We start from the raw sequence: 24,920 nt of genomic DNA on the forward strand, positions 1-24,920 counted from the left end.
AGCCCTGCGCTCTGCTAAAATGCGCCGCCTTATCCGTCTGTAGGCTGCACCGTGCCATTTACCTGGGTTGACTGGGCGATCGTTGCGATCGTCGCCATCTCCGCATTGATCAGTCTGAGCCGCGGCTTCGTCAAGGAAGCCCTCTCGCTGCTGACCTGGATCATCGCGGGAGTCGTAGCCTGGATGTTTGGTGGTTCGCTGTCCCAGTACCTCGCCGGATACATCGAAACTCCATCGGCCCGCGTGATCGCGGGCTGTGCCATCTTGTTTATCGCCACCTTGCTGGTTGGCGCAATGATCAATTATCTGATCGGCGAACTGATTCGCGTCACCGGGCTTTCCGGGACGGACCGGTTCCTGGGCATGGCCTTCGGCGCGGCGCGTGGCGCGTTGCTGGTGGTCGTGGCCGTCGGGCTCTTGAGCCTGGGGCCGGTGCAGCAGGATACGTGGTGGCAGGAGTCCCGGCTCGTGCCACAATTTCTATTGGTCGCAGACTGGTCCAAAAACCTGATCCTGGGTTGGAGCAGTCAGTGGCTTGCCAGCGGTATCAGCGTACCCGCTGAAATACCGTTCAAGGAACACCTCTTGCCGATGGCCAAAACGCCGCAGTGAGTGTTGTTCAGTTCAGATCCATTAAGTAGGGGTTGCGTCGCATGTGTGGCATCGTCGGTATCGTCGGTAAGTCGAACGTCAATCAGGCGCTGTATGACGCGCTAACCGTGCTCCAGCACCGCGGCCAGGACGCTGCCGGTATCGTGACCAGCCATGACGGCCGGTTATTCCTGCGCAAGGACAACGGCCTGGTGCGTGACGTGTTCCACCAGCGTCACATGCAGCGCCTGGTCGGTCACATGGGTATCGGCCACGTGCGCTACCCGACCGCGGGCAGTTCGACGTCGGCTGAAGCCCAGCCGTTCTACGTCAACTCGCCTTACGGCATCACCCTGGCCCACAACGGCAACCTGACCAACGTCGAGCAACTGGCCAAGGAGATCTACGAATCTGACTTGCGCCACGTCAACACCAGTTCCGACTCGGAAGTGATGCTCAACGTGTTCGCCCATGAGCTGGCCCAGCGCGGCAAGCTGCAGCCTACCGAAGAAGACGTGTTCGCCGCCGTGACTGACGTGCACAACCGTTGCGTGGGTGGCTACGCGGTGGTGGCGATGATCACCGGCTACGGCATCGTCGGTTTCCGCGATCCCCACGGGATCCGTCCGATCGTGTTCGGCCAGCGTCACACTGATGAAGGCGTCGAGTACATGATCGCCTCCGAAAGCGTGTCCCTGGACGTGCTGGGCTTCACTCTGATTCGCGACCTGGCCCCAGGCGAAGCGGTCTACATCACGGAAGATGGCAAGCTGCACACCCGTCAGTGCGCGACCAATCCGACCCTGACCCCGTGCATCTTCGAACACGTCTACCTGGCGCGTCCGGACTCGATCATCGACGGTGTCTCGGTCTACAAGGCCCGTCTGCGCATGGGCGAGAAACTGGCCGACAAGATCCTGCGCGAGCGTCCGGAACACGACATCGACGTGGTCATCCCGATCCCGGACACCAGCCGCACTGCGGCCCTGGAGCTGGCGAACCACCTGGGCGTCAAGTTCCGCGAAGGCTTCGTGAAGAACCGCTACATCGGCCGGACCTTCATCATGCCGGGCCAGGCCGCACGGAAGAAATCCGTGCGCCAGAAGCTCAACGCCATCGAGCTGGAATTCCGCGGCAAGAACGTGATGCTGGTGGACGACTCCATCGTGCGCGGCACCACGTGCAAGCAGATCATCCAGATGGCCCGTGAAGCCGGCGCCAAGAACGTGTATTTCTGCTCCGCGGCCCCGGCCGTGCGTTACCCGAACGTCTACGGCATCGACATGCCGAGCGCCCATGAGCTGATCGCTCATAATCGCACCACCCAGGACGTCGCCGACCTGATCGGCGCCGACTGGTTGATCTACCAGGACCTGCCGGACCTGATCGAAGCGGTCGGCGGTGGCAAGATCAAGATCGAGCAGTTCGATTGCGCGGTATTCGACGGCAAGTACGTCACCGGCGACATCGACGAGGCCTACCTGAACAAGATCGAGAACGCGCGTAACGATGCGTCCAAGGCCAAGACTCAGGCGGTCAGTGCGATCATCGATCTGTACAACAACTGATTGACGAACCGGCCCTGAGGGGCCGGTTTGCGTTTAAACCGAATTCAGGAGTGACAGCATGAGTCAGGATTGGGATGCCGGTCGGCTGGACAGCGACCTTGAAGGTGTAGCGTTCGATACCCTGGCGGTTCGCGCGGGTCAGCACCGCACGCCGGAAGCCGAACATGGCGATCCGATGTTCTTCACCTCCAGCTACGTGTTCCGCACCGCTGCCGATGCGGCCGCACGCTTTGCTGGCGAAGTGCCGGGCAACGTTTACTCGCGCTACACCAACCCGACCGTGCGGGCTTTCGAGGAGCGTATCGCCGCCCTGGAAGGCGCCGAGCAAGCCGTGGCCACTGCCACTGGCATGGCGGCGATCATGGCCGTGGTGATGAGTCTGTGCAGCGCCGGTGACCATGTGCTGGTATCGCGCAGCGTCTTTGGCTCGACCATCAGCCTGTTCGAGAAGTACTTCAAGCGCTTTGGCGTGGAAGTCGATTACGTGCCCCTGGCGGACCTGTCCGGTTGGGATGCCGCAATCAAGGCCAACACCAAGCTGCTCTTTGTTGAATCTCCCTCTAACCCGCTCGCCGAGCTGGTGGACATCGCCGCGCTGGCGGAAATCGCCCACGCCAAGGGTGCCATGCTGGTGGTCGACAACTGCTTCTGCACCCCGGCGTTGCAACAGCCGCTGAAGCTGGGCGCGGACGTGGTGGTGCATTCGGCGACCAAGTTCATCGACGGCCAGGGCCGTTGCATGGGCGGCGTGGTGGCCGGTCGTGGCGAACAGATGAAAGAAGTGGTGGGCTTCTTGCGTACCGCAGGTCCTACTCTTAGTCCGTTCAACGCCTGGATCTTCCTCAAGGGCCTGGAAACCTTGGGCCTGCGCATGAAAGCCCATTGCGCCAACGCCCAGGCCCTGGCCGAGTGGCTGGAGCAGCAGGACGGCATCGAGAAAGTGCATTACGCCGGCCTCAAGAGCCATCCGCAACATGACCTGGCCTTGCGTCAGCAGCGCGGTTTCGGTGCGGTGGTGAGCTTCGAGGTCAAAGGGGGCAAGGAGGGCGCCTGGCGCTTCATCGACGCCACCCGGCTGATCTCCATCACTGCCAACCTGGGTGACAGCAAGACCACCATTACCCACCCGAGCACCACGTCCCACGGTCGCTTGTCGCCCCAGGAGCGTGAGTCGGCGGGTATTCGTGACAGCCTGATCCGCGTTGCGGTCGGCCTGGAAGACGTGGCCGATCTGCAAGCCGACCTGGCCCGCGGGTTGGCGGCCTTGTGATCGAGCTGGCTACGCCGCCGAGCGGCACTCATGGCCGGGTTGCACTGGTTACGGGCGCCGCGCGGGGTATCGGCCTGGGCATCGCCGCCTGGCTGATCTGTGAAGGCTGGCAGGTGGTGCTGACCGACCTGGATCGCGAACGCGGTTCCAAGGTGGCGAAGACCCTGGGCGACAATGCCTGGTTCATCGCCATGGACGTGGCGGACGAGGCGCAGGTCGCCACCGGTATCGCCGAGGTGCTCGGGCAGTTTGGGCGGCTCGATGCGCTGGTGTGCAACGCGGCCATCGCCGACCCGCACAACATCACCCTGGAAAGCCTGGACCTGGCTTATTGGAATCGGGTCCTGGCGGTGAACCTGGGTGGGCCGATGCTGCTGGCCAAGCACTGCGCGCCGTACCTGCGCGCCCACAACGGCGCCATCGTCAACCTGGCCTCGACCCGCGCCGCGCAATCGGAACCCGACACCGAGGCCTATGCCGCGAGCAAAGGCGGCTTGCTGGCCCTGACCCATGCCCTGGCGATCAGCCTGGGGCCGGAGATCCGGGTCAACGCCGTCAGCCCCGGTTGGATCGACGCGCGGGACCCCTCCCAGCGTCGCGCACAGCCGTTGACTGATGCCGACCACGCCCAGCATCCAGCGGGCAGGGTAGGCACGGTAGAGGACGTGGCGGCGATGGTGGCGTGGCTGTTGTCGCGCAATGCCGGTTTTGTCACGGGGCAGGAGTTCGTGGTGGACGGCGGCATGACCAAGAAAATGATTTATAAGTGAGGGCGGTTGCGGGTGCCGTTTGAAACTGTTTTGAAAAAACTTCAACCCTGCTATTGACTTAGCTTCGGTACCTGCGTAAATTTCGCGGCCTCAACGAAGCAAAGGGTGATTAGCTCAGCTGGGAGAGCGTCTGCCTTACAAGCAGAATGTCGGCGGTTCGATCCCGTCATCACCCACCATGTTTTACGAGAGTCTTGCGAAAGCGAGACGGAAGCTGTCAAAAGCCTCCACCGACGCGCAGCGGTAGTTCAGTCGGTTAGAATACCGGCCTGTCACGCCGGGGGTCGCGGGTTCGAGTCCCGTCCGCTGCGCCATATTTTCCGAAGCAGGTTCGCCTGGTTCGAGGTTCAAACTCAAGGGTTTGGGTCAGACGAGTTAACTGGACGCAAGTCCATAGCGATACGCAGCGGTAGTTCAGTCGGTTAGAATACCGGCCTGTCACGCCGGGGGTCGCGGGTTCGAGTCCCGTCCGCTGCGCCATATCTGCTTCGAGGCCCACTGAACGCCTTGAAGCTAAGAAGAAAGCTGCAAAGCTACTTCTAGTCGATAGCAAAGACCCTGGTCGAAAGACCGGGGTTTTTTGTTTTCGGGATTTGAAAGATTGGAACAAGCCTGTGGCGAGGGGTTTGCTGTGACGAGGGGATTTAGCGAAACGTCGCACCGCCCCGTTGGGCTGCGAAGCAGCCCTTGTTGTTGGGCGCTTCAGAACCCCAACTTATCCCGCAACCCGTAATACCAAGCCCCTAACGCCGCAAACGGCGTACGCAACAACTGACCGCCGGGGAAGGGGTAGTGGGGCAGGTCCGCAAACGCATCAAAACGCTCCGCCTGCCCACGTAGCGCTTCAGCCAGGACCTTGCCCGCCAGGTGCGTATACGTCACACCATGACCGCTGCAGCCCTGGGAATAATAAATGTTATCCCCCAGGCGCCCGACCTGAGGAAGACGCGACAGCGTCAGCAGGAAATTTCCGGTCCAGGCATAATCGATCTTCACGTCCTTGAGCTGCGGGAATGCCTTGAGCATCTTCGGCCGAATGATCGCCTCAATGTTCGCCGGATCCCGCGCGCCATACACCACGCCGCCACCGAAGATCAGACGCTTGTCGCCGGTCAGTCGGTAGTAATCGAGCAAGTAGTTGCAGTCTTCAACGCAATAATCCTGAGGCAACAGGCTGTGAGCCAGCTCATCACCCAACGGCTCGGTAGCGATCACCTGGGTGCCGCAAGGCATGGACTTGGCCGCCAGCTCCGGCACCAGATTGCCCAGATAAGCATTGCCGGCCACAATAATGAACTTGGCCCTGACCTTGCCCTGTGGCGTATGCACAACCGGACTGGCGCCACGCTCGATGCGCACCGCTGGCGACTGTTCATAAATCACCCCGCCCAGCGACTCCACCGCCGCCGCTTCACCCAAGGCCAGGTTGAGCGGATGAATATGTCCACCACTCATATCCAGCATCCCGCCCACATACTCTTTGCAAGCCACTACCTCGCGAATACGCCGCTGATCCAGCAACTCCAGCTGGGTATGCCCGAAACGCTCCCATAAACGCTTCTGCGACTCCAGGTGGCCCATCTGTTTAGCGGTGAGGGCGGCGAATACACCGCCGTCCTTCAAATCGCACTGAATCTGATACTTCGCCACCCGCTCGCGAATGATTCGCCCACCCTCGAACGCCATATTGCCCAGCAACTGCGCCTGCTGAGGCCCGACGCTACGCTCGATCACATCGATGTCGCGGCTATAACTGTTAACGATCTGCCCGCCGTTGCGACCCGAAGCCCCAAAGCCGACCTTCGCCGCCTCAAGCACCGTCACCTTGAAACCGTTCTCCAGCAAAAACAGCGCAGAGGAGAGGCCGGTGTATCCAGCGCCGATCACGCAAACGTCCGTCTCGACGTCATCCTGCAGGGCAGGGCGCGGAGGAACCGGGTTGGCCGATGCGGCGTAATAGGACGCTGGATAGGATGTGTTCGCCATTCTGCAACCTCTGTTTTATATTTTTTACGAATGCGCCGATCCTACCCGAGATAAAAATTGGCCGCCAGCCACCGCAAAATCTTCGTTGCTTTGGCGAAATTAAATATTTTGCATATTCATAGGGTTAGGTGAAAAAAAGGTATTGACACCCCTCCGGAATTCCGTAGAATGCCGCCTCACAGCAGGCACGTAGCTCAGTTGGTTAGAGCACCACCTTGACATGGTGGGGGTCGTTGGTTCGAGTCCAATCGCGCCTACCAAACAAAATCCGCTCTGCTGGGCGGTCTAGAAGGGCTCACCGAAAGGTGGGCCCTTTTTTGTTATCGTCTGGAAACGCTTTGGAAAAGCGGCCACCGATATCGACCCTTTGATCACAAATGGAAGTATCGAAGTATGGGCTCATGGAAGACTTTGGTAATCGCCGTCACGGTATCGATCAGCGCTCAAGTCAATGCGGAAGATAAGGGCTCGTATCAAAATTCGATGATGATGATAACGTTGGCTCCAACCGTCCTCCTTTCGGGGACTACGGGGCTTTCTGCGCTGGCTGCAAAAAACTTCAAGCCTGCCAAGGCCGATGCTCTCGCATTCATTGGCTCTGATGGCGAAATTCGCGGCGCTCAGTTTGAGCAAGCTGTACGCTATTACCGTACGACATACAGGCCGGCGCTGATGACGGACCAGCAGCTCGCCTTAGCGATCGTAACTTCGTATTGAGCAGGGACTAGACACTTCTTTGCGCTGCAGCTTCCATCGAATGAATTCGTTTGGATCAACTGACAGCCGACTAGAAAATAAATCCTCCCCTTTTCCCACTGTCCCTAGTCTTCTTCAGTCTTCTTACTATGCCCGGAAGAATCATACCGTTTGACAAACCGGGGCTCGTCGACCGCGTAGCCTTGCTGCTGGTAAAAAGCGTGAGCCTTTATTCGGTGGTCACCGCTAGTCACCTCGGCCCGGACGCAAAGTTGCTCTGTAAAAAACGCGTCAGCAGCGGAAACTAGCATTGTCCCTACTCCTTGTCCCCGGAAGTCATCATCAATGACAAGGGAGGTAATGCGTCCGAGCCTGCCCGGCTGATGAAACAGTTCAAGTACGTGTAAGCTTATGACGCCGATAATGTTTTTACCGTCCTGCGCCAGCAGCACGGTATCGCGAGCGCTAAGTTCTAAGGCCACAAGCTTGTCTCGGATCAGCTTTGGCGAGGCGTGGTAGCCTAACTGGCTCAAGAGCTTGGACACCGAATCTGCATCGGTTAGTAAGGCTTTTCGAACTTTCATATTGTTCTCTATTGGGTGCTGCACAGGCTTGCCCACCATTTGTATTTGACCTGACCTGTCGTTTGTATCGGACCTAACTTGCGCACTTGGCGACTGAGGTCGGCAGAATGCGACCCAAAACCGTCAGTCGACCTGAGGGCATAGGTTGGATGGAAAAACGGGACAGGCCACGATTATGAAGCGGTCAAGTAATGAACTCATTAGCGTGGCCTAGGCCCGCTCCGTCGGGCTAGAGTTTTTTAAGCCTGCCCTTGATAAAAGGTGATTGTCTCTTTTAAAGAGTCCGAGAACTCATAGATTTCATCGAGCGAATTGATAGGATGTCGAGTTTCATTCTTGTCTTTATCAAAAACACCTAGATACTTTTGAGTTCTGTTGAAATGGAGTCTTGCTATTGGTTTTCGATTATTGTCGTCTAATAAAATTCCAAAATAACTCTGAGTGTCTCGGTGTGCGATCCGCTTTGCGTCTATTACTGTACGCACTATCGCCTTTATGATGTGGAAGCCCTCTAACTCTTCCATCGTAGTGAGGACTCTATCCTCGGGCGTGTCACTTGTTCCTGGTTGGCTTTCGGATACAACCAGTTCAGCCGGAGTGGGTAGCGGAACGCCGCTGATAGCAGACTTCAAACGATCGTTAATCTGATCGTTTAGGAACTGAGCTGCGGCTTTTTTGGTAAGAAGCGCGAACTGCTCTCTTACTTTTTGAGTAATTACCCCTTCGTAGATTCGAGAGGCAAAGAAGCGCACAAAGTCGTCATCGGGCTGTGTGAACTGTGAGGCCATTTCCCTTTTTATCTGGCCTACGTATTTTAACTCACCTGCGGCGTTGATTATGGATTCAACGTCGAACGCTGATTTTGTGAGCTTTTGCAGCTCGGGAATCACGTGTTCATCAATGTCTAAAAGATCTATTTCCAAAAATGGTTTTTCATCCATTTTGTTGGGCGCATCTAAGTCTGTGAAAAATCTATAGAGTCTGCCGTTCGTTAAGATTGAAATTCTGGCTGTCGTGACATGGAAATATCTAAATAGCTGACTAGCGTGATTTATATTTAACGGTTCGCCGATTTTTTTGGTTTCAATAAGAATCTGAATTTGTCCGTTTTTTAAAATTGCGTAATCAATTTTCTCGCCTTTTTTTGTACCAATGTCACATACGTATTCGGGCACGACTTCAGATGGATCGAAGACATCATAACCGAGCACTGTATGAATGAATGGCATTACAAACGCGGTCTTTGTTGCTTCCTCGGTTTGGATCGTTGAAGCTAATTGGTTCACCTTCGCCGACATTGCGTTCAAGCGTTCTACAAATTCCATTTGCTAGCTCCGTTTCGCGTTTACCCGACTGGGCCCATAGAGGCTTAACGCTACTACTTGTCAGGTCTACTCGAATACTGGCTTTTCGTCCATGCTGGATACCCGGACAGCTGGAGGAACTGTACAGCTGTCCGGGATCTTGGCCTGCCTCGGCCTTCTGTCGCATTCAAGAGTCCCCACGTAGGTCCGGCGGCGTAGGAAAATTCTGAAAATATCCCCAAAAGCACTATTCTGACCCGAAGCCTATCGCCGGAGATTTTCTGTCGCGTTACGACTCCGAACGTCGCTGCACAATCGGCGATCGGGCTTGGTAACCCGGTGGAATAGGGCGTAACAGTGCTCCCAAGAAAAGGGGATATATTTCTCCGCGCTGAAAGCTGTGGTTTTGGCTGGTTCGGAAAAAGCTGTTCCCTTTTCCGTCCCCTTTTCCCTGCGTCCTTTAGCTACGGCTTTTGAGGGCTCAAACTCGCGCTGCGAGAGGCATAACGCAAATTCCTACACAAACCTCGGAAATCAGTGCATTGCAGCATCTGGATATGCAACTTATTGTCTCTCTGTCGCCCAGATGGCGATTCGGGTTTGGCGACTCGATTGAATGAAGCGCAGAAGCTCCTGCTACACTGCGGGGCTTTTTTGCAGTTGCAGACTGCTTTATGGCAGCTGTGCGCGGGAGACTTTCGAGTCTGCCGGTTCGCTTTCATTCCCGGTTCGCCAACCCGAGCACAGCTGCCACCCCATTCGTTTGGCGACGTTTGAGTGGTAGTCCTTATCAATTGAATGAAGGTACTACTCATGACCCGATACATGCCCATCACCGGCATCGACTGCATCCCCGCAACCCTGCTCATCGACACCGAGGCGCCTCTAGACGTCCTTTTCGAAACCGCCGATTACCGTATCCGTACGGTGACCCAAGTCTTGGAAAATATCGCGTTTCGCTCGGACATCAGCTCAGACACGGTGGTGCTGACTGATTTTTGTAAATTGCTGACCACATCGCTACGCGATGGTTGTGATGTCATGGATGTGATTGGAAGACGATTGCGGGCGCAGGCGGCGGAATAATGAAGACGGGCGGCTTATAAGCCGCCCGTTTCATAAAAGGAGAACGGGGACAGACTACGATTATGAGGCGGTCCGATTACAAGTTAACTCAAGATCGTGGTTTGTCCCCGGTGTCTACGTTCGTCAGGCAGGTGAATGATTAGCCGCATGCCCAGGCTGAGCATGGAGATCAATGCCTAGCGCATGAATGACCTTGAGTATGGTATCGAATCTCGGCTTTGATCCGGGTGCGAACGCCTTGTACAAGCTTTCTCGCCCCATGCCAGAGTCTTTAGCGATCTGCGCCATGCCGCGGGCCTTGGCGACGTAGCCGATCGCTCGGAGAAACTCCTCGCTATCACCATCAGCTAGTGCCTGAGAAAGGTACTCACTGATTGCTTCGTCGCTATCGAGTAGTGCCGCCATGTCAAATGTCGTCAGGTGCTGGCTCATGTTCAAATCTCCTTTGCCAATTTCTTCGCTCGTCGGATATCAGCATTCTGTTAAGACTTGTCAGCATCAGCCAGTAGCACGATGACCACTCAACCGCGCATGGTGAAATAGACCCGGTAGCCAGCGCCTACATCCACAACTCTGAAATACCATCACCAACAGTTTCATATAGCCCGGGTCTGCTGCGCCGCGACCAATGCGATGGGTGATAGCGATTTTTGCTCGCAGATCACTGACAGATGAATGCTAAGCAGTGAACGTCTGCGTTTTCTGGATGAGATAATTCATGGGTGGACCGTATCCAGTTGGATACTGGAGGTCAAGATGCTGATGCTGGTCATCCCCCAGCATTCTCAATCCAAGGTAGGGGGAAGGGGCAGATTTATTTTTGCTCCGCTGCGCTGAGAGTTTCTATCGAGTGGATTGCTTGGATCAGCAGCCGGCTGGAAAATAAAATCCGTCTCCTTTCCGATGCTTCCCGCTGCACATGTTGCCTGAGGGGCTTAAGCTGATCACTCGCTCCGTGGTGATGGCTCCATGCTGGCAATTTCGCGGTAGGTAGGATTGAATAGCATGATCCACGAATGGAGTACGGGTCGGTCTATGCAGTTCAAGCGCGGGTTCAAGATCTTCGGTTTCGCTTTGGTTATAGCTACGGCGGCTGGTTGTAAGTCTTACACTGAGAAAGCGGCGGAGGGGTTGCCAAACTCCCATACAGCAGGTATTCGGGCGATAGAGAAGACGCTCACTATTGCCAGCGTAGATGGAGCAGATACCCTATATGCTTTGTATACGCAGCGGACCGAATATCGCTTATCCTCAGGAAACCATCGTCTGGAAGTAAAGAAGTGGACGGGAACGCGCGCGACTAGATCGATTTTTCGGGACGTTAACCTGAAGGCCGGGCGGGAGTACGGTCTTAAGGCCGTGTCAAGTGAAGATTGGTGGGACTTTAGGATTGATGATATGGAAACTGGTGAGCGGATAGATACCCCGATCATCCCCTAAGCCTTCCACTTGTCCCCCTGATTGCGACGTTAATCTAACCCAAGGCATGTGATAGTGTTGACGACTGGCCGCGCAGCAGCAAGGAGCGCTTCGTTGAAGATTCACTCGGACTGGGTTGGTAATAAGGGTGCTTCTGCGGAAGCGCTCGAAGCTCTTCGTGTGGCGGCACCTAGGCACCTGCCTGTCGATTATTATCAGCTATTAGAGTTCAGCGATGGAGGAGAATGCCCGCTATCGGCTCCTCCATTCAATTTCTGCCTTGATTCAGTGGACATGGCCTCCGACGTTGAGCAGATAGCTATTTTCAACAGAATTGCGCCTAGCCTATTTGTTTTTGGAAGCGATGGCGGAGGACAATTGTTCGCTTTCGATCTGCATGGGGCGGAGCCCTGGCCGATAGTTACGTTTGATGGCGTAGATCCAGATGGAAGCATAAAGACTGTGGCAAGCAGTTTTACCGAGTTTCTGAAGTTGGTCGGCTAAGTGAACCCTTCCACGTTGGCGGCTACTCCGGTAGGCGAAGTTACGTGATTGTACGGCGCTTTTTTCAGTCTCTGTGGCATCTTGGCTGCATACAATGGCTCATACGCAAAGGCTAAATGACATGGACCTCCACGATCTCCTGGACCAAGTCGATGATGGTCAAACCTTCTTACGTTTTGCCCGTGCTCTGGCGGAAGACAGGGCAGCAGCGTCTCCAGAGGGCACAGATTGGCAAAACGATACGATAGAAAGTTTCCTAGAATGTGCCGTTGCTTGGGCGGAAGCCAGCGACTTCGGTATCAGCCAGGGGCTTGTTGCGTCTAATCCCTGGCGTCAGTTTGCGGTTTTTCTGTACTGCGGCAAGATCTATGAATGAGCAAAACCGTCTTTGTAGCCAGCAATCTAGACAGCGTAGTTTGTGGTGACCCCTAACTGATCAACTGACCAGCGCGCTAGAAAATAATCTGTCCCTGAGGGATCCCCGAATTTTCTTACAGGAAATCAAGAAGTTGGAATATTGAAGAGACCTGCATGAGTCGGCAACTTGGTTTGCACCACACAAAAACAAGATCCCGAACCCATGCAGGCCATCCGATTTTTACACAGAGCGCTCGCTCAAGCACTTCCCTCTGTCCATTCCCGCCGTCTGACTACGTTGATGAGTTGTGTCAGTTCGTTACTGCAAGGCCGTCGTCTGACGCTGACAGGCCTGGGGCGGTCTCTACCTGGCCGGGCTTACCCCAAACATGCCATCAAGCGAGTCGACCGATTGCTGGGTAATCAACACCTCAGAGCAGAGCGTCCACTGTTCTACTGGGTGATGTTACGAGCGTTGCTGGGCTCGCTAAAACATCCGTTGATTTTGGTCGACTGGTCTCGAATTGATGCTCCAGGGGATGCTTTTTTGTTGAGAGCAGCGATCCCGCTGGCCGGACGCTCATTTCCCATTTATGAAAGTGTGCATGAGCGCGAGAGTTGCCCGAGCTACCAAAAACGCTTGCTTAATACACTGGCCGAACTACTGCCTGACGGTTGTATTCCCATCCTGGTAACTGACGCGGGTTTTCGGCGTCCATGGATGAAGGCAGTGGCAGCGCAGGGCTGGTATTACGTGGCTCGCATACGAAATCGCGAGCTTTATCGTCAGGGAGGTGCTGACTGGCAACCTGTGAAGAGCCTGTATGCTCTGGCCACTTCGTCACCCAAATCGTTGGGTCATGTCGAGATGACCCGTAGCGCGCCTCATTTCATTGACTTGTACTGTGTCCGTCACTCAGCCAAAGGACGTAAGCATCAACGCGTCACAGGTTCAATCGCCAAAAACAAACTCAGCCGACAGTCCGCCAGACGAGAGCGTGAGCCTTGGTTGCTGGCGAGCAACCTGGAGCACTGCGAGTGGAATCCAGCGAAAATCGTCGCGATTTATAAAAGGCGCATGCAGATTGAAGAAGGCTTCCGGGATGTGAAAAGTGAGCACTTGGGGTTGGGGCTGAATCTGCATAGAAGTCATTGTCCACGGCGCATCGAGGTGTTGCTGTTGATCGCAGCTTTGGCTAATTACCTCATCTTCCTGACAGGGCTGCTAGCACGTGAAAGCAAATTGGAACAGCGTTATCAAAGTAACAGCCTTAAAGATCGGCGAGTGCTTTCGCTGTGGCGCTTAGGGCTGGAGTATTGGCGTTGCTGCACGGACTTTGGCGGACGAGAGCATTTAGAAAAACTCGAGCAGGCCCTGCGCGACGAGGTGCATTATCAGGCGCAGAGCCTGGAGTAAATTTGTGGGGATCCCTCAGAATCTGTCCCCTTTTCCACATTCTTTCCAGTCGTCCCCTTTTCCAGGCTGACCTTCAAGGGCAATCGGACTTGCCTATCTGAAAGACTGTGATCGGAGCGCTGCTTGAGTCATTGATTGTGGGGAAAAGGGGACAGATTTTTTTTGCTTTGCTTTGCTTTGCTTTGCTTTGCTTTGCTTTGCTTTGCTTTGCTTTGCTTTGCTTTGCTTTGCTTTGCTTTGCTTTGCTTTGCTGAGCTGAGAGCTTCCATCGAGTGAATTCGATTGGATCGATTAGCCGTCGTTAGAAAATAAAACCGCCCCCTTTCTCTTTTTCTCGCATTGCGGGCCAAGTCCTATAAGTTAGTGCTCTGCGAGTGATAACCTACGAGTTCTTCCATAAATGATATTGGACCAATTATGAAAAGCTGTGTGAGGACGCTCGGAGCTAGCCTCGCCAACAGTATAGTGATCCCCGCCGCTTGGGTATCGGGGCTTGCGACGATAGGACTCTTGTGGGGCATGATAGAGTTTTCGCCCGGTAAGCTTACAGTCGAAGGACGTCAGCTCTTCCTGGCTTCTGTTTCTATTTTTTGCCTCGCCATATGGCATTTGATACGGCGCAAGAGACGAGCAAAAGCACTTGTAGCATCCATCAACCTAAAAGAAGGCCTGAACCTTGATGATACTCAGCTGCTCGGCTATCCAAGCCCCATATTTCTTGCCTTTGACCTCTCCAACAAGAAACTCGCTCAATGCCAAAGCGCCACCGGCGACTATCAAATTCGAGACTTCACGTGGGTAACAGGCTGGCAGTGTGAGTGGCAACGGATTGACAGCAGGGTGTCGGGCGGGGTTCTTCAAATAGTCGATGGGGCGGGCATGAGCGTTCCAGCCGACGAGATTCGGCGTAGATTCATAGGATTCTCACTGGTTTTGACGGTTGCCGATACAAGCCATCCTCTCCTCCGTTTTCCAATGAACCGGAGCGCAGCTGAAGGGTGGTGCACCCGGTGCAATGTACTTTTCAAGGACTAAACACGAAACATCACACCAGAAGATAATTATCTTTAGAGCTCGCGTCAGCAGCTCGACGAGCAGCATGTGTTCCGATGTCCACTCGAAATGAGGACCGTTGATGCCGTACAACTACACGAACGGCCGCTACCTGGTCTTCAAGGGCAATGGCAGCGACGGGGCGCCCTTGGGCCGGATTCACCAGGACGGAAAAGTTCGAAACCTCCGGGGTGAGCCGCTGTACTACATAGACATGGACGAACGTGCGTTCATTTCGGTCGATTTTGTCTTTCAGGGTGAAATACAAAAATGTCGCGACACGTTTTGTGTGCTTAGCGACAAAACGCTTTTCACATTTTCCGAGATGCAGGTTAAGCCACTGGGAAACGAGACCGAGGAGCAGGCGCTTCACAAGGAGTTCAAAAGGAGGGCGCTAAGTTTGGCAGGGCAGATCGTTCAGGCGAAGAATGAGATGGTGCAGGCACGCTTGGATATGGCCTGGTCCAATTTAAACCCTTGCCGCCGTTTCCGTGCCTTCTTCACGAGCCGGACTCGAAGGGAGCGAGCATCGCTGGGCTGGCGTTACAGTGGGTTAGAAAGTGATCGTGAGTTCAAATCGGAGTCTGTCCCCGTCTCCTCATCGTCATTCGCGACAATGGGCTTGTGGGCTGCGGATGTAAGGACAACACAGGCAGACCACGATTATGAGGCGGTCCGATTACACGTGGACTCAAATCGCGGTCTGCCCCCAGCTTTCTGGTTTCCGCCGATTGAGGTGGGTTCCATAGCGGCACTTGCAGCAAGTCCCCGTCGTAGCTCGCGCTGGGAAAGCATCCAGTCAATCTATACTCCGCGTTTTGCCCGGACACTCGTCAATTGATTGGGACTTAAATGAAAAAGGTAGTTTTGGCTCTCTCGCTGGCCGCACTGGTAGCCTGCATGCCTTATCAATCAGTGAGCTCGCCAGATCCAAATTGGATGCGTCTGGGTGGAGAAGAGCCTGAAGGTTATCCAAGGACGTTTGTTGAGAACCTGAGCGGCCATTGCGCTCTGGTTACCGAGTCATGGACTGATGGAAGAATCAACGGTCGTCTTTTGTGGACCAAGAAGCAGTCTCGAAAAGCTATTACCTGCCCATAGGCATCTGTGTAAGGGCTGATTCGCGGCGGAGAGAAGGGACATACCGCGATTTTTGAGATCGCTAAATTAATGTACGCAATATCGTGGCCTGTCCCAGTCGTTCTGACTCCCACCCCGGCTCGTAGTAGCGAAGTAATGGTGCTAAATTCTGCGCGTCCAGCGTGTGCGCCCAGCTGGCTCGGCGGGGATCTTCAACGCCCTCTCTCAACCGATTTTGTGGATATGGAAATTCAATGAACACATCCAAGCTTTCGATTGCGCTGTCCTGTGCTGTTGCTGTTTTGATGTTGAGCGGATGCGCTGCCTCTGTAAAAAGCGGCGGAACTGAAACGCTCGTCATTCAGGAGTCAGCCAAGCAGAATCTGGTCGTTAACTTTGAAGGAAATAGCAAGGTTCAACAAAACGAGGACTGGCCTCGCTTGAAGCGGGAGTGGAATGACGCCCTTCAGGTCGAAGCGACTCGCGCCGGCTACAGCCTTACAGAAGCTCAGGCATCAAGCCTCGACGGCAAGGACGGTGTTGGTATCAAGATCAACGTGACCAATTTCCGTTACCTGACCCCAGGCGCTCGCTACGGAGCAGGGGTTATGGTGGGGAATGCGTGGGTCAACTCCAGTGCAGATTACTCGGACCTGAAATCAGGCCGCCTGATTGGAACTCGGACGTATGACACGTCGTCTTCTGCCTGGGAAGGTGTCATGTCGGCTATGACCCAAGAGCAGGTTCAGGCTATTTCTCAGAAAATCATCAGTGACATCAAGAGCGCAAAAGCCAAGTGATGCAATCCTGGCTAACTAGTGTTGGTTGACCGGGGCGGGTGGTGACCTTGAAGCTGATGAAGTGTGTCCTGAGGAAGGTTAATCAATGCCAAAGAAACTTCAGGAAAGCAAAGCAGTGACAGCAACTGACATTGAGCGCTCTATCCAGGCACTGAACAAAATGGCTGAACGCCTCTGGGGCGATGGGCGGGAAGCTGAGGCGAAAGCCCTGCTCGATGCCTTGGATGCTTTAAACAGGGCGCTCGACAGGATCAGGATTGGGGAGAGTCGCAGGGTTCTTCATTGAAATGCCTGAACTGAGTTAGCTCACTAGTCGAAGGAAGTAGAATGCTCATCGTCTTCAGCGGCCTTCCCGGCACCGGGAAAACGACTATCGCCAATGATCTGGCCGCTACAACAGGTGCCGTTTACCTGCGGGTCGATACGATCGAGCAGGCGATTCGAAACTCGGGCGCTCTTGCGCAAGACGTGGGACGCAGTGGTTACATGGTTGCCAATGAGCTTGCCCTGAGTAATCTGCGTTTGGGGCGTACAGTCATCGTTGATTGTGTCAATCCCGTCCTCGAAAGCCGAGTCGCGTGGAGCGAAATCGCCTCACAGGCTGGTGTCCGGTTAACAAACATCCAGGTAATTTGTTCCGAAAAAGATGAGCATCAGCGCCGGGTCGAAACAAGGATTGCTGATATTCCCGGGCTGACTCCACCAACTTGGCAGTCGGTACTTGATCATGAATATGAGCCGTGGGACGAAGCACCGTTTTGCATAGACACAGCGCTGACCTCTCCGGTGCAAGCGGTTTCGATGATCATCAGCCGATTCCTGTCCATTGAGTAGCGTCGGCTACGATAAATTGCTTATAGGGCTTTGCTTGATCTAAAGAACCCTCCTGTAATGTCGATACCTAGTTATCGTGCATTCATGGAGCGGATGGATATGTTTGATTTTTTGGCCGGCAAGGCGAAGGCATTATCAGAGTCGGTTGGTGAGAAGGTCAGCTCTACAAAGGATTCGGTCCTGGATTCTGTAGGGGAAAAGAAAAATGTTGCGGTTGAGTACCTGGATAGAAGCTGGCCGCAAATCGAACGTGTCCTGGTTGACGGCTTGCTTACCGTTACGCATGACCGAATAAAGGACGATGAGGCTTTCTTGCTTGTGGCGGAGAAGGCTTTTGAGCTTTTGCCAGCCCCCGTGCGCTTGCTCCTGCCGAGATCTACCTTCCTTGCACATACTGAAAAGCATCGTGCATCCATTGTTGAAATGATAGAGACCAAGCGCGAGCAGCGTTTGGCGCTGGAAGGTCCCGCCATTATTGAATCTGAAATAAGACCTGCTGATGTATAGCGGGAAAAGAGGCGTTTTGGGTTTGCCCCTGAGGGATCTCAACGATGCACTGCCAGCACTATCGACGAAAATTCTTATGTAAACTCGGAAACCCGCGCATGGCAGCATCAGGATGTGCCATTTATGGTCTCTCCGTCGCCCAAATGACGATTAGGTTTTGGCGACTCGATTGAATGAAGCGCAGATGGTTATTCCCATTCACCCGTTGCTGTGACCAACAACCACTCAGTAAACGCCCGCACAACCACTTGCCGCTCCCGCCCCGGCACACACACCACGCTATACCGTGCACCCACCAGACGAACCTCTGGCCGATAGCCAACCAATTCCCCACGCGCCACAGCCTCAGCAACCAGCACATTGCTGGCGAGCACCAACCCATGCCCGGCAATCGCCGCCTGCAGCGCATGTTGTTCCTCGTCATAACGCCGGAATCGCGCGCTATCAAGCCAGCCCAGGGTTTCAGCCTTGGCGCACCAAGCAGGCCAGTGAACCGCTACGCTCGCGCTACTCAGCCACGGCACATCGATCAGCTCGATGGGCGAGCCTGCTGTGGGCGGTTGCCAGCCGGGGCGGCAATAGACGCCAAAATACTCGTCCAGCAAAGGTTGTTCGAACAGCTGTGGGTCAGGCGTGAACAGAGCGCGGATCGCCAGGTCGATGCTGGCGTCTCGCAGCAGGTCGACCACGTCGTTGCTGGTATGCAGCCTGACGTCGATATCCGGGTACAGCCGATGAAAATCCCCCAGCCGAGGTATCAACCACAGGCTGGCGAACGCCGGCGTGGTGCTCACGACCAGGGACTGCGCAACACAAGGCGGCGCCAACACTTGCAGGCCGTGCTGGATATCAAGCAGGGCGCGGTGCATGTAAGGGTGGAGGCGCTCGCCGTCGGCGCTCAGGCGCACGTTTTGGCTGGAGCGTTCGAACAGACGCACGCCAAGGAAGGCTTCAAGGCTTTTGACCTGATGGGAAATCGCCGCCGGGCTGACATTCAGTTCCTGGGCCGCTGCCTTGAAGCTGCCCAGCCGTGCGGCGGACTCGAAGCCGCGCAGGGCGGTGAGGGGCAGTTTGGCGAACATGGGCGGGTAGGTTACTCAGGTTGAGCGTGGCTCAATTTAGCTCAATTGTGCGCGGCGGCTCAACTTGCCAGGCTGTGGTTTCCAAGTCCAACCAAGGAGCTCTCCGATGCAAGGCGCACCCCGTAAAATCCTCCAGGCCATCCTCTACGAAGCCGGCGGCGTGCTGTTCGTCGCACCGGCGCTGGCGCTGATCTACGGTCAGGGCATGGGTTATTCAACTCTGCTGTCACTGGTTATTTCTGCCGTCGCGCTGGCCTGGAACATGCTTTTCAATGGCTTGTTCGAGTGGTGGGAGCGTCGCCAACGCAGCCGCCATCGCAACTGGCAGCGACGACTGCTCCATTCCCTGGGATTTGAAGGTGGCTTGACGCTGATTCTTACCCCCGTGATCGGGGCGTGGTTGGGCATTAGCCTGTGGCTGGCGTTGGTGACTAACCTGGGGCTGTTTGTGTTCTTCTTTTTTTACTCGCTGGTTTTTCAATGGCTGTTTGATCGGGTGTTTGATGTTCCGCTTTCGGCGCAGTCCTGAAGGCGGCTTTCGTTGGCTACAAAGTAAGCGTCATTCAGGCATCTCCCATATAGTGGCAATTGAATGGCATGATTGGCGCTCACCTAAGGAGAGACGCATGCAATTTTTACAAAAGGAAAAACGCCATTATTTGACTGACGAGTTCATCGGCACGGAGCAAGGGTGCGGCATATTCATACCTGCTAATAAAGCGCTCTACAGCTTTGTGCGAGAAAATCCCAGTCATACCGATCATGCGCAGGTGGCTTCAAAGGCGCTGATCATTGGTCGCAGCCTGGCTGCATCGGTCGAGCGTCGCACCAAGGATGAGGAGGATGGCTATGAGGGTTCCACGGGAGGCTTCTATGCGCGGTTGGCTAAATCTATTTGCAGCTCAGATGTAGGTCTGGAAGCGTCCTTTCTTCCCGTCGGGGAAAGGCTTGCCGGATCTGTCTGTATCGCGGTGAACAAGGTGCATTCCCGGCTCTGCGAAGCCATCAGTGCCGTCACTAACAAAGACGCGAGCAGCTTCGCTTCGAAGTATCTGCACTTCCATTATCCGACTTTGTTTCCAATGGTCGATTCGCGGGCCCGGGAAGCGCTGAAGTGGATCGCGGATGAGGAGGGGTTGGTTTTCGCTCCGACCACGGCGGGTATGTCGAAAAACTACGCGACCTACGTAGACTTCTACTTGCGCGTTCGCAGCCTGTTTGAAGAAGAACTTGGCCGGGAAATCAGTCTTAGGCAGATGGATAATATTCTGCTTAATTGCTACGACAATTGGGTTTAGAGACATCCTTTCAAACCTGCGTTGGCGTTTTTTATCGGAGCAACTAAGGCGCTAAGGTCATCTTGAGGGGGCTCCCAATGTTCTCCCAATTCTTCGGCAGTGTCCCGAGTTACCAGCGCCAGGTACTGATATCGATCCGCAACGCCCAGCCGACCGCAATCGATGAAACCCGTAAAGCGGCCGTCAATACCTCCCGATCGACAAGCCCGGCTTCCATTCGGGCTTGGGCCTTGGCAATGCGATGGCTGGTGCTATGGTCGAAGGGGCATCGACCGGATCGAGTTGATGGAGTTGGCGCTGGGCGTCGGCGATGACATTGACCTTGGCTGCCTCGTCGATGGGGGCTGACAGCAGGTCAACCCCCGGCACTGCACTTAACAACAGCCAATCCCTGTCAGTTGTGTGGGCTTCATCAAGGACATGGGCGCAAGGTGTGCCGGTAGACGCCAGCCAATGCAGACCAGGGCAGGGTGTCATTGGTCGGCGACTCGTCTAGACCGGGGTTTATACGGGGATAAAGGGTTGTCATGCAGGTTGATGGCGACTACCCTGAAAATGTTTGGATTGTTACGAAGTGTTTCAAGCGTGACGATTTTCGGTAAACCTACTTAAGGACGAGGTGAACACAATGTTTTCTCATGAAGGTACTGCAATAGAGGTTCTGCTCTTCATTTTTGGCTTTGCTGGGTTTGCCCTGGCGCTGTGGTTTTTTCACTCTTATTTTGAGCGCAAGAGAGAGAATGGTGTAAAAAAACAACATTTCGAGCGTTGAACACCAACTGTCGCTTCTTTCGCAGGTATGTAATCCCCAGAAACAACAAACCCGCACACTCATGATGAGGTGCGGGCTCTTGATGACTCAAGCCTGCAATCAGAGACGCATGCCCTTGAACGGGTTCCAGCCTTGCTCGCCTTTCACTTCTTTGAGGTAGTACGCGTAGTTGGTCATGAGTGCGTACATCATCGACAGGGCGATGCTCAGGCCCGTGTTCAAAGGCCGAGGAAACTCCATGCCGATGATTGCGAAGATCACGCTCAATGCGATGTTGATCGCCAGGAAAATCCCAAGCAGGGCAAGATTTTTCTTCCACAGGCCCAGGACGAACAGGTAGATAGGGCCGAAGAAAAATGCAATCACGTTGGCGTTGATGAGAATTTTCTTCTTGAAGCCAGGCAGCGTCTTGACGGCTTCCTTGTAACGCGGGTCGTTTGGTGCCCCATAGGTTTCAAAGAAATCAAAGCGTTCCTGCCACTTCGCGCTGTACTTACCGGCGCTTTGCACTTGTTCGGTGCTGCTCATTGTTTAAGGCTCCTGTTTTCCATGAATGTTTTTTTCTTCCGAGAAATCCTGTGCCCTGTGTTCAGAGCATTGATTGCCTTGGTCTTGTCGAGAGGGCTCAAGTGAATCGCGTGAGGTGCTTATTCTGCCGTTTTATGGTCGTCGGTGTGGAACATTCCATACTGGTAGCTTAAGCGCTCATCTGGTCTGTGACGTGCTTCACTCTATTTGTTTCAACGGGCTCCTACTGCTCCAAGGCCGTCAGGTAGTCAGTCGCCTTCCGGTACTTTTCAAGTCGGTCCAGGTCTTTCTGGCTTGGTTCGCCTATGCGAGATAAATCGCTGTTTTCCGCAAGGTCAGCCAGCTTCACTCGGCGCGCTATCGGGTCTCGCGCAGCTCGCTCGATAAAGGCCTGGTAAGTCTCCCCCTCGCGCTTGGTGAGGGAGTCGATGGCGCCAACGACCGCCTCACTGAAGCCTTCATTGCGCAGGTCGGCGAGGGTTACAGCGGTATCTTCGACCACGTCATGCAGCACCGCCACAATGCGCTCCTGATCATGGGCCAGGCGCAGCATGACCTTCAGTGGATGCAAAACGTAAGGGGAGCCGCCCTTATCCACTTGCCCTTCATGGGCCTGCGCGCAAATCGATATCGCTCTTTCAAGAGTACTCATGACATTTACCTTTAGCGTAGTGGCAATTTGATGCTGTTTCGGGTTGAATGACGCCGTTTTAAATGGGGAAATGGGGCAAGGTGCGCGTTCAGCGCGAGCTTTATGACTGTTTGCCTTTGGCAAGTGAGTGGCTGATTTTTATTCAGGGAGTGAAGTGTTGTGTATAAAACCACGATTGTCGTGTCGAGTCTGACTGAGTACATCGACGCAGTTAAGAAGCTCAATAAAGAATCCAGTACGGTCCACGGGGCGGTATATCGAGGCCAAGGCAACGCGAGCTGGGGGTTAACGACTTCTCTGGCTCGAAGCCCCAAAACCAGGTCAGGGGATTTGATCTCCAGGGCGACCAAGGCCTTCAGGAAATTCAACGCCGAGCGACATGCCTATCATCAACTTTCTTCTCATAATGATTGGGATGCGCTTGCGCTTGCACAGCACTACGGCATGCCCACTCGCTTACTGGATTGGTCGTTGTCGCCCTTGGTTGCGCTTTTTTTCGCGCTGGACGGCTTGAGGTACAAACGGATTCCCCTGATCGAGAATGCTAGTTTGATCGCTGGCTACAATGAAAACGACACGATTCCTGTCGATACGGATGATCGGCTTGGGATCGTTGAAAATGATGCTGCGGTGTATGTGGTGACACCTCGCGGACAAGGAGGTGAACACATCTGGGTGGAAACCAAGGCCTTGCCGGAAGACGTTTTTTCGAGCGTCCCGGAGGCTCGCGAAGACGGGTTCTGTTTCTACACGCCGAACTATATGAATGAACGGCTGAGGTCTCAAAGCGGGTTATTCAGTATCGGCTACGAGGTAGAAGACAGTTTTCCAGCATCGGAGGCGCACCAAATCATCATAAGAAAACAGAGCGTAGCGACGGTGTTCTCCGAGCTGTTGTTGATGAATGTTGGTTCCAAGCTTGTTTATGGCGACCTGGAAGGCTTATGCAAGGATTTGACGTTCACCAACTTTGGTGGTTTTGCCACTCGAAACTCTAACTGAAAGGTAGCCATCCAAAGTCGCCCGCCGCATAAGCGGGCGACTGATTCCAATCAACACCCAGGTCAAAAACTCAGCGCAGCCGCTTCCCCAAACGAGTGATCCTGTACACCCGTCATAAAGTGCAACGACATCTTCTGTGGCGCTTCGATGGGCGGAATTTCAAAACTCCCCACCACCTGACCCTGAAGCGCACTCAGCCGCATCGACTCTTCTTCCTTTAACTTTGCCATTCTCGCGTGGTTCGCTGCGATTTCGTTGAGAGTTGACACGGTACATCTCCGTTTGCTGACCAAGCATTGATTAATTTGCCGCCGCGTCAGAATTACGTCGTTCTTGGCTGCTGAGACAGGCCAGTGCAAACCCTGAGCCAGACGTGGCCGCTTGTTGACCCCGACACTCGACAGGTGACGAATGGCGGGGCAGACGTGCATTGACGCCAACAACGTTGCAACCATGCCTCAACAATAAGTCACTGATAATACAAACCGCTCTCCGGAAGGGTCAGTCGGTCTCGGCGCTGTAGACGCTTGACCGGTGTGTCGAATACCTGTGCACCACAACCACCCCGGCTCCGATCAGGCTGCAGGCAACCGCCAACAGCAGAATCACCTGTTGCGTTCCAACCGGCGCCGCGAGCACCGCGACCAACAGCCCCGCGAGCGGTTGCGACAGGTTGTTGAGCAGCGTGATGACGCCGACGGTCTTGCCGAAGTCCTGGGGCGGAATGACTTGCTGGCGCAGGGTGCGGAAGTAGACGTTGAACATTTTGTCGAAACCGACAATCAGCAAGAAACCGACGACGTAGCCCCCTGTGTTCGGGCTGAGCGCGGTGATGAAGGCGCCGACGGCAATCAGCGTGTAGGAGAGGGCGCCCAGTAGTTTCAAGGGCAAGGTCAGCCGGGCCAGGAGGAACAGGATGAGGATGGTGGTCACGGCACCGGCTGCCTGTAAACCTGCATAGTCATCCTTGCCGGCGCCGTAATGGCCGATGACCATGGCAGCCGAGGTGGCGAGGGTGACGCCGATGATCAGGTTGACGCCCACCGCCAGGCCGATGATTTTTTTCAGCTCCGCCAGGCGACGGATATGGCCGAAGGCGATGCGCAGCGGGTTCAGCCAGAGGTCGTGATGCTGCTCGAAGGTTTCCAGGATGACCGAACTGGTGCGCTGCCAGTACAGCATGGCCAGGTCCGCCAGCAGGAACAGCCCGGCAATCGCCAGTACCACCCAGTGCCACGCCCACACCTCAAGCAGCAGCGCAGCGACCAACGGGCCCAGTACCAAGCCGGTCTGATCGGCGATTTGCGAGTAGGACAGGGTCTTGGTGTAGGTGTAGTGCTTGAAGATGTAAGGCATCACCACTTCGCGGGCCATGATGCCTTGAGTGGTCAGTACGCCACACAGGGCCGAAAGGGCGACGATCCAATAGATACCGCCGAAGACGCCATAGAGCGCGACCGCCACCCCGCAAGCTACGGCGCGATAAACCTGGCTGATGTGCAGGATGCGAATTGGCGGAAACTTGTCGCACAGCGCGCCGCAGATCGGGAACGACAGGTAGCGTGGCAAGGATTCGACGAAGAAAGCCAGGCCCGCCCAGGAGACGCTGTTGGTGGTCTGGAAAACAATCAGCGGGACGATGAACAGCAAAATCTGATCGGCCAGCCGGGAGAGGAACATCGAGGCGAAAAAAGCCAGGTAATCCTTGCGCATGGAGCTCCTTGATTGCGGGTTGAACGCGTCATTCTGTCCTGGCGACG

The 24,920-nt window shown here is 54.9% G+C and carries 30 protein-coding genes, 4 tRNA genes and 1 pseudogene; 24 read left to right on the forward strand and 11 right to left on the reverse strand.

The features are described 5' to 3' along the window. Window positions 1-51: 51 nt before the first annotated feature. The 7 genes from GN234_RS28050 (at window position 52) to GN234_RS28080 (ending at window position 4,679) form a co-directional block, all read left to right on the forward strand. Window positions 52-612 carry a CvpA family protein gene (locus tag GN234_RS28050; protein ID WP_003179770.1) on the forward strand — a complete coding sequence of 187 codons (561 nt, stop codon included), beginning with the start codon at window positions 52-54 and terminating at the stop codon, window positions 610-612. Between the two features lie 41 nt (window positions 613-653). Next, a complete protein-coding gene (gene purF, locus GN234_RS28055; protein ID WP_109754607.1) occupies window positions 654-2,159 on the forward strand; it encodes an amidophosphoribosyltransferase in 1,506 nt (501 codons plus the stop codon). Between the two features lie 58 nt (window positions 2,160-2,217). Continuing rightward, window positions 2,218-3,429 (forward strand): O-succinylhomoserine sulfhydrylase, encoded by a 1,212-nt coding sequence (locus GN234_RS28060; protein WP_109754608.1) that lies wholly within the window; start codon window positions 2,218-2,220, stop codon window positions 3,427-3,429. Next, window positions 3,426-4,199: an SDR family oxidoreductase gene (locus GN234_RS28065; protein ID WP_109754609.1), complete on the forward strand. Its 774-nt coding sequence runs from the start codon at window positions 3,426-3,428 to the stop codon at window positions 4,197-4,199. The genes GN234_RS28060 and GN234_RS28065 overlap by 4 nt, the downstream gene beginning before the upstream one ends. Window positions 4,200-4,302: 103 nt before the next feature. Then, window positions 4,303-4,378: transfer RNA gene (locus GN234_RS28070), tRNA-Val, on the forward strand. 58 nt (window positions 4,379-4,436) lie between these two features. Continuing rightward, window positions 4,437-4,513, forward strand: a tRNA-Asp gene (locus tag GN234_RS28075). Between the two features lie 89 nt (window positions 4,514-4,602). Further along, window positions 4,603-4,679: transfer RNA gene (locus GN234_RS28080), tRNA-Asp, on the forward strand. Window positions 4,680-4,901: 222 nt separating this feature from the next. Here the strand turns inward: GN234_RS28080 and GN234_RS28085 are convergent. Beyond that, window positions 4,902-6,185: an NAD(P)/FAD-dependent oxidoreductase gene (locus GN234_RS28085; protein ID WP_176689385.1), complete on the reverse strand. Its 1,284-nt coding sequence runs from the start codon at window positions 6,183-6,185 to the stop codon at window positions 4,902-4,904. Between the two features lie 183 nt (window positions 6,186-6,368). Between GN234_RS28085 and GN234_RS28090 the strand changes: the two genes are divergently transcribed. Beyond that, window positions 6,369-6,445, forward strand: a tRNA-Val gene (locus GN234_RS28090). 133 nt (window positions 6,446-6,578) lie between these two features. Then, window positions 6,579-6,902, forward strand: coding sequence for a DUF2388 domain-containing protein (locus GN234_RS28095; RefSeq protein WP_176689386.1), 324 nt, complete (start codon window positions 6,579-6,581; stop codon window positions 6,900-6,902). 104 nt (window positions 6,903-7,006) lie between these two features. Here GN234_RS28095 and GN234_RS28100 read toward each other — a convergent pair whose 3' ends face one another. After that, window positions 7,007-7,465 (reverse strand): GNAT family N-acetyltransferase, encoded by a 459-nt coding sequence (locus tag GN234_RS28100; protein ID WP_233459491.1) that lies wholly within the window; start codon window positions 7,463-7,465, stop codon window positions 7,007-7,009. A gap of 239 nt (window positions 7,466-7,704) precedes the next feature. Continuing rightward, window positions 7,705-8,790 carry a type I restriction endonuclease gene (locus GN234_RS28105; RefSeq protein WP_176689388.1) on the reverse strand — a complete coding sequence of 362 codons (1,086 nt, stop codon included), beginning with the start codon at window positions 8,788-8,790 and terminating at the stop codon, window positions 7,705-7,707. A gap of 792 nt (window positions 8,791-9,582) precedes the next feature. Between GN234_RS28105 and GN234_RS28110 the strand changes: the two genes are divergently transcribed. Beyond that, a complete protein-coding gene (locus tag GN234_RS28110; protein ID WP_003203821.1) occupies window positions 9,583-9,855 on the forward strand; it encodes a hypothetical protein in 273 nt (90 codons plus the stop codon). A gap of 123 nt (window positions 9,856-9,978) precedes the next feature. Here GN234_RS28110 and GN234_RS28115 read toward each other — a convergent pair whose 3' ends face one another. Further along, entirely contained in the window at window positions 9,979-10,287 is a 309-nt protein-coding gene (locus GN234_RS28115; RefSeq protein WP_176689389.1) for an addiction module antidote protein, read from the reverse strand. A 573-nt stretch (window positions 10,288-10,860) separates the two neighbouring features. Between GN234_RS28115 and GN234_RS28120 the strand changes: the two genes are divergently transcribed. The 4 genes from GN234_RS28120 (at window position 10,861) to GN234_RS28135 (ending at window position 13,552) form a co-directional block, all read left to right on the forward strand. Further along, complete coding sequence (locus tag GN234_RS28120) at window positions 10,861-11,295, forward strand: hypothetical protein (protein ID WP_176689390.1); 435 nt, start codon at window positions 10,861-10,863, stop codon at window positions 11,293-11,295. A gap of 93 nt (window positions 11,296-11,388) precedes the next feature. Next, complete coding sequence (locus GN234_RS28125; protein ID WP_176689391.1) at window positions 11,389-11,778, forward strand: SMI1/KNR4 family protein; 390 nt, start codon at window positions 11,389-11,391, stop codon at window positions 11,776-11,778. A gap of 121 nt (window positions 11,779-11,899) precedes the next feature. After that, a complete protein-coding gene (locus GN234_RS28130; protein ID WP_176689392.1) occupies window positions 11,900-12,154 on the forward strand; it encodes a DUF7660 family protein in 255 nt (84 codons plus the stop codon). Between the two features lie 204 nt (window positions 12,155-12,358). Beyond that, window positions 12,359-13,552: an IS4 family transposase gene (locus tag GN234_RS28135; RefSeq protein ID WP_176689393.1), complete on the forward strand. Its 1,194-nt coding sequence runs from the start codon at window positions 12,359-12,361 to the stop codon at window positions 13,550-13,552. 128 nt (window positions 13,553-13,680) lie between these two features. Here the strand turns inward: GN234_RS28135 and GN234_RS28140 are convergent, their stop codons facing one another. After that, the gene (locus tag GN234_RS28140; protein WP_176689394.1) at window positions 13,681-13,821 is read right to left on the reverse strand and encodes a hypothetical protein; all 141 of its coding nucleotides are present in this window, start codon (window positions 13,819-13,821) and stop codon (window positions 13,681-13,683) included. A 250-nt stretch (window positions 13,822-14,071) separates the two neighbouring features. Between GN234_RS28140 and GN234_RS28145 the strand changes: the two genes are divergently transcribed. From GN234_RS28145 to GN234_RS28170, 6 genes are all read left to right on the forward strand, one after another. Continuing rightward, window positions 14,072-14,587: a hypothetical protein gene (locus tag GN234_RS28145; RefSeq protein WP_233459492.1), complete on the forward strand. Its 516-nt coding sequence runs from the start codon at window positions 14,072-14,074 to the stop codon at window positions 14,585-14,587. A gap of 100 nt (window positions 14,588-14,687) precedes the next feature. After that, a complete protein-coding gene (locus GN234_RS28150; RefSeq protein WP_176689396.1) occupies window positions 14,688-15,446 on the forward strand; it encodes a hypothetical protein in 759 nt (252 codons plus the stop codon). Between the two features lie 493 nt (window positions 15,447-15,939). Further along, entirely contained in the window at window positions 15,940-16,485 is a 546-nt protein-coding gene (locus GN234_RS28155) for a DUF4410 domain-containing protein (RefSeq protein WP_176689397.1), read from the forward strand. Between the two features lie 85 nt (window positions 16,486-16,570). Further along, entirely contained in the window at window positions 16,571-16,771 is a 201-nt protein-coding gene (locus tag GN234_RS28160; RefSeq protein WP_176689398.1) for a hypothetical protein, read from the forward strand. A gap of 41 nt (window positions 16,772-16,812) precedes the next feature. Beyond that, window positions 16,813-17,319 (forward strand): AAA family ATPase, encoded by a 507-nt coding sequence (locus GN234_RS28165; RefSeq protein WP_176689399.1) that lies wholly within the window; start codon window positions 16,813-16,815, stop codon window positions 17,317-17,319. A 99-nt stretch (window positions 17,320-17,418) separates the two neighbouring features. Further along, window positions 17,419-17,826 carry a hypothetical protein gene (locus GN234_RS28170; RefSeq protein WP_176689400.1) on the forward strand — a complete coding sequence of 136 codons (408 nt, stop codon included), beginning with the start codon at window positions 17,419-17,421 and terminating at the stop codon, window positions 17,824-17,826. A gap of 188 nt (window positions 17,827-18,014) precedes the next feature. Here GN234_RS28170 and GN234_RS28175 read toward each other — a convergent pair whose 3' ends face one another. Beyond that, complete coding sequence (locus tag GN234_RS28175) at window positions 18,015-18,908, reverse strand: LysR substrate-binding domain-containing protein (protein ID WP_176689401.1); 894 nt, start codon at window positions 18,906-18,908, stop codon at window positions 18,015-18,017. 106 nt (window positions 18,909-19,014) lie between these two features. Here GN234_RS28175 and GN234_RS28180 point away from each other — a divergent pair, with 106 nt between their 5' ends. Beyond that, window positions 19,015-19,437, forward strand: a complete 423-nt coding sequence (locus tag GN234_RS28180) for a PACE efflux transporter (RefSeq protein ID WP_163857741.1) — start codon at window positions 19,015-19,017, stop codon at window positions 19,435-19,437. 97 nt (window positions 19,438-19,534) lie between these two features. Beyond that, window positions 19,535-20,206: a hypothetical protein gene (locus GN234_RS28185; RefSeq protein ID WP_176689402.1), complete on the forward strand. Its 672-nt coding sequence runs from the start codon at window positions 19,535-19,537 to the stop codon at window positions 20,204-20,206. On the opposite strand, the pseudogene GN234_RS30105 reads toward GN234_RS28185, so the two are convergent. Beyond that, window positions 20,203-20,665, reverse strand: a pseudogene (locus GN234_RS30105) (phosphotransferase); the annotation flags it as partial. The gene GN234_RS28185 and the pseudogene GN234_RS30105 sit on opposite strands and share 4 nt — an antisense overlap. 169 nt (window positions 20,666-20,834) lie before the next feature. Here GN234_RS30105 and GN234_RS28190 point away from each other — a divergent pair. Continuing rightward, window positions 20,835-20,978 carry a hypothetical protein gene (locus GN234_RS28190; RefSeq protein ID WP_176689403.1) on the forward strand — a complete coding sequence of 48 codons (144 nt, stop codon included), beginning with the start codon at window positions 20,835-20,837 and terminating at the stop codon, window positions 20,976-20,978. A gap of 99 nt (window positions 20,979-21,077) precedes the next feature. Here GN234_RS28190 and GN234_RS28195 read toward each other — a convergent pair whose 3' ends face one another. Both GN234_RS28195 and GN234_RS28200 read right to left on the reverse strand, forming a co-directional pair. Continuing rightward, the gene (locus tag GN234_RS28195; protein ID WP_163857748.1) at window positions 21,078-21,506 is read right to left on the reverse strand and encodes a DUF2628 domain-containing protein; all 429 of its coding nucleotides are present in this window, start codon (window positions 21,504-21,506) and stop codon (window positions 21,078-21,080) included. 223 nt (window positions 21,507-21,729) lie between these two features. Next, on the reverse strand, window positions 21,730-22,158 hold the full coding sequence (locus GN234_RS28200; RefSeq protein ID WP_176689404.1) for an HD domain-containing protein: 429 nt from the start codon (window positions 22,156-22,158) through the stop codon (window positions 21,730-21,732). A gap of 159 nt (window positions 22,159-22,317) precedes the next feature. Between GN234_RS28200 and GN234_RS28205 the strand changes: the two genes are divergently transcribed. Then, window positions 22,318-23,160, forward strand: a complete 843-nt coding sequence (locus GN234_RS28205) for an FRG domain-containing protein (RefSeq protein WP_176689405.1) — start codon at window positions 22,318-22,320, stop codon at window positions 23,158-23,160. Between the two features lie 62 nt (window positions 23,161-23,222). Here the strand turns inward: GN234_RS28205 and GN234_RS28210 are convergent, their stop codons facing one another. Together GN234_RS28210 and GN234_RS28215 are read right to left on the reverse strand one after the other, a co-directional pair. Then, a complete protein-coding gene (locus GN234_RS28210; protein WP_134925082.1) occupies window positions 23,223-23,429 on the reverse strand; it encodes a hypothetical protein in 207 nt (68 codons plus the stop codon). 232 nt (window positions 23,430-23,661) lie between these two features. Beyond that, entirely contained in the window at window positions 23,662-24,873 is a 1,212-nt protein-coding gene (locus tag GN234_RS28215) for an MFS transporter (protein WP_109754630.1), read from the reverse strand. Window positions 24,874-24,920 lie beyond the last annotated feature (47 nt).

The organism is Pseudomonas bijieensis (assembly GCF_013347965.1).
Lineage (GTDB): Bacteria > Pseudomonadota > Gammaproteobacteria > Pseudomonadales > Pseudomonadaceae > Aquipseudomonas > Aquipseudomonas bijieensis.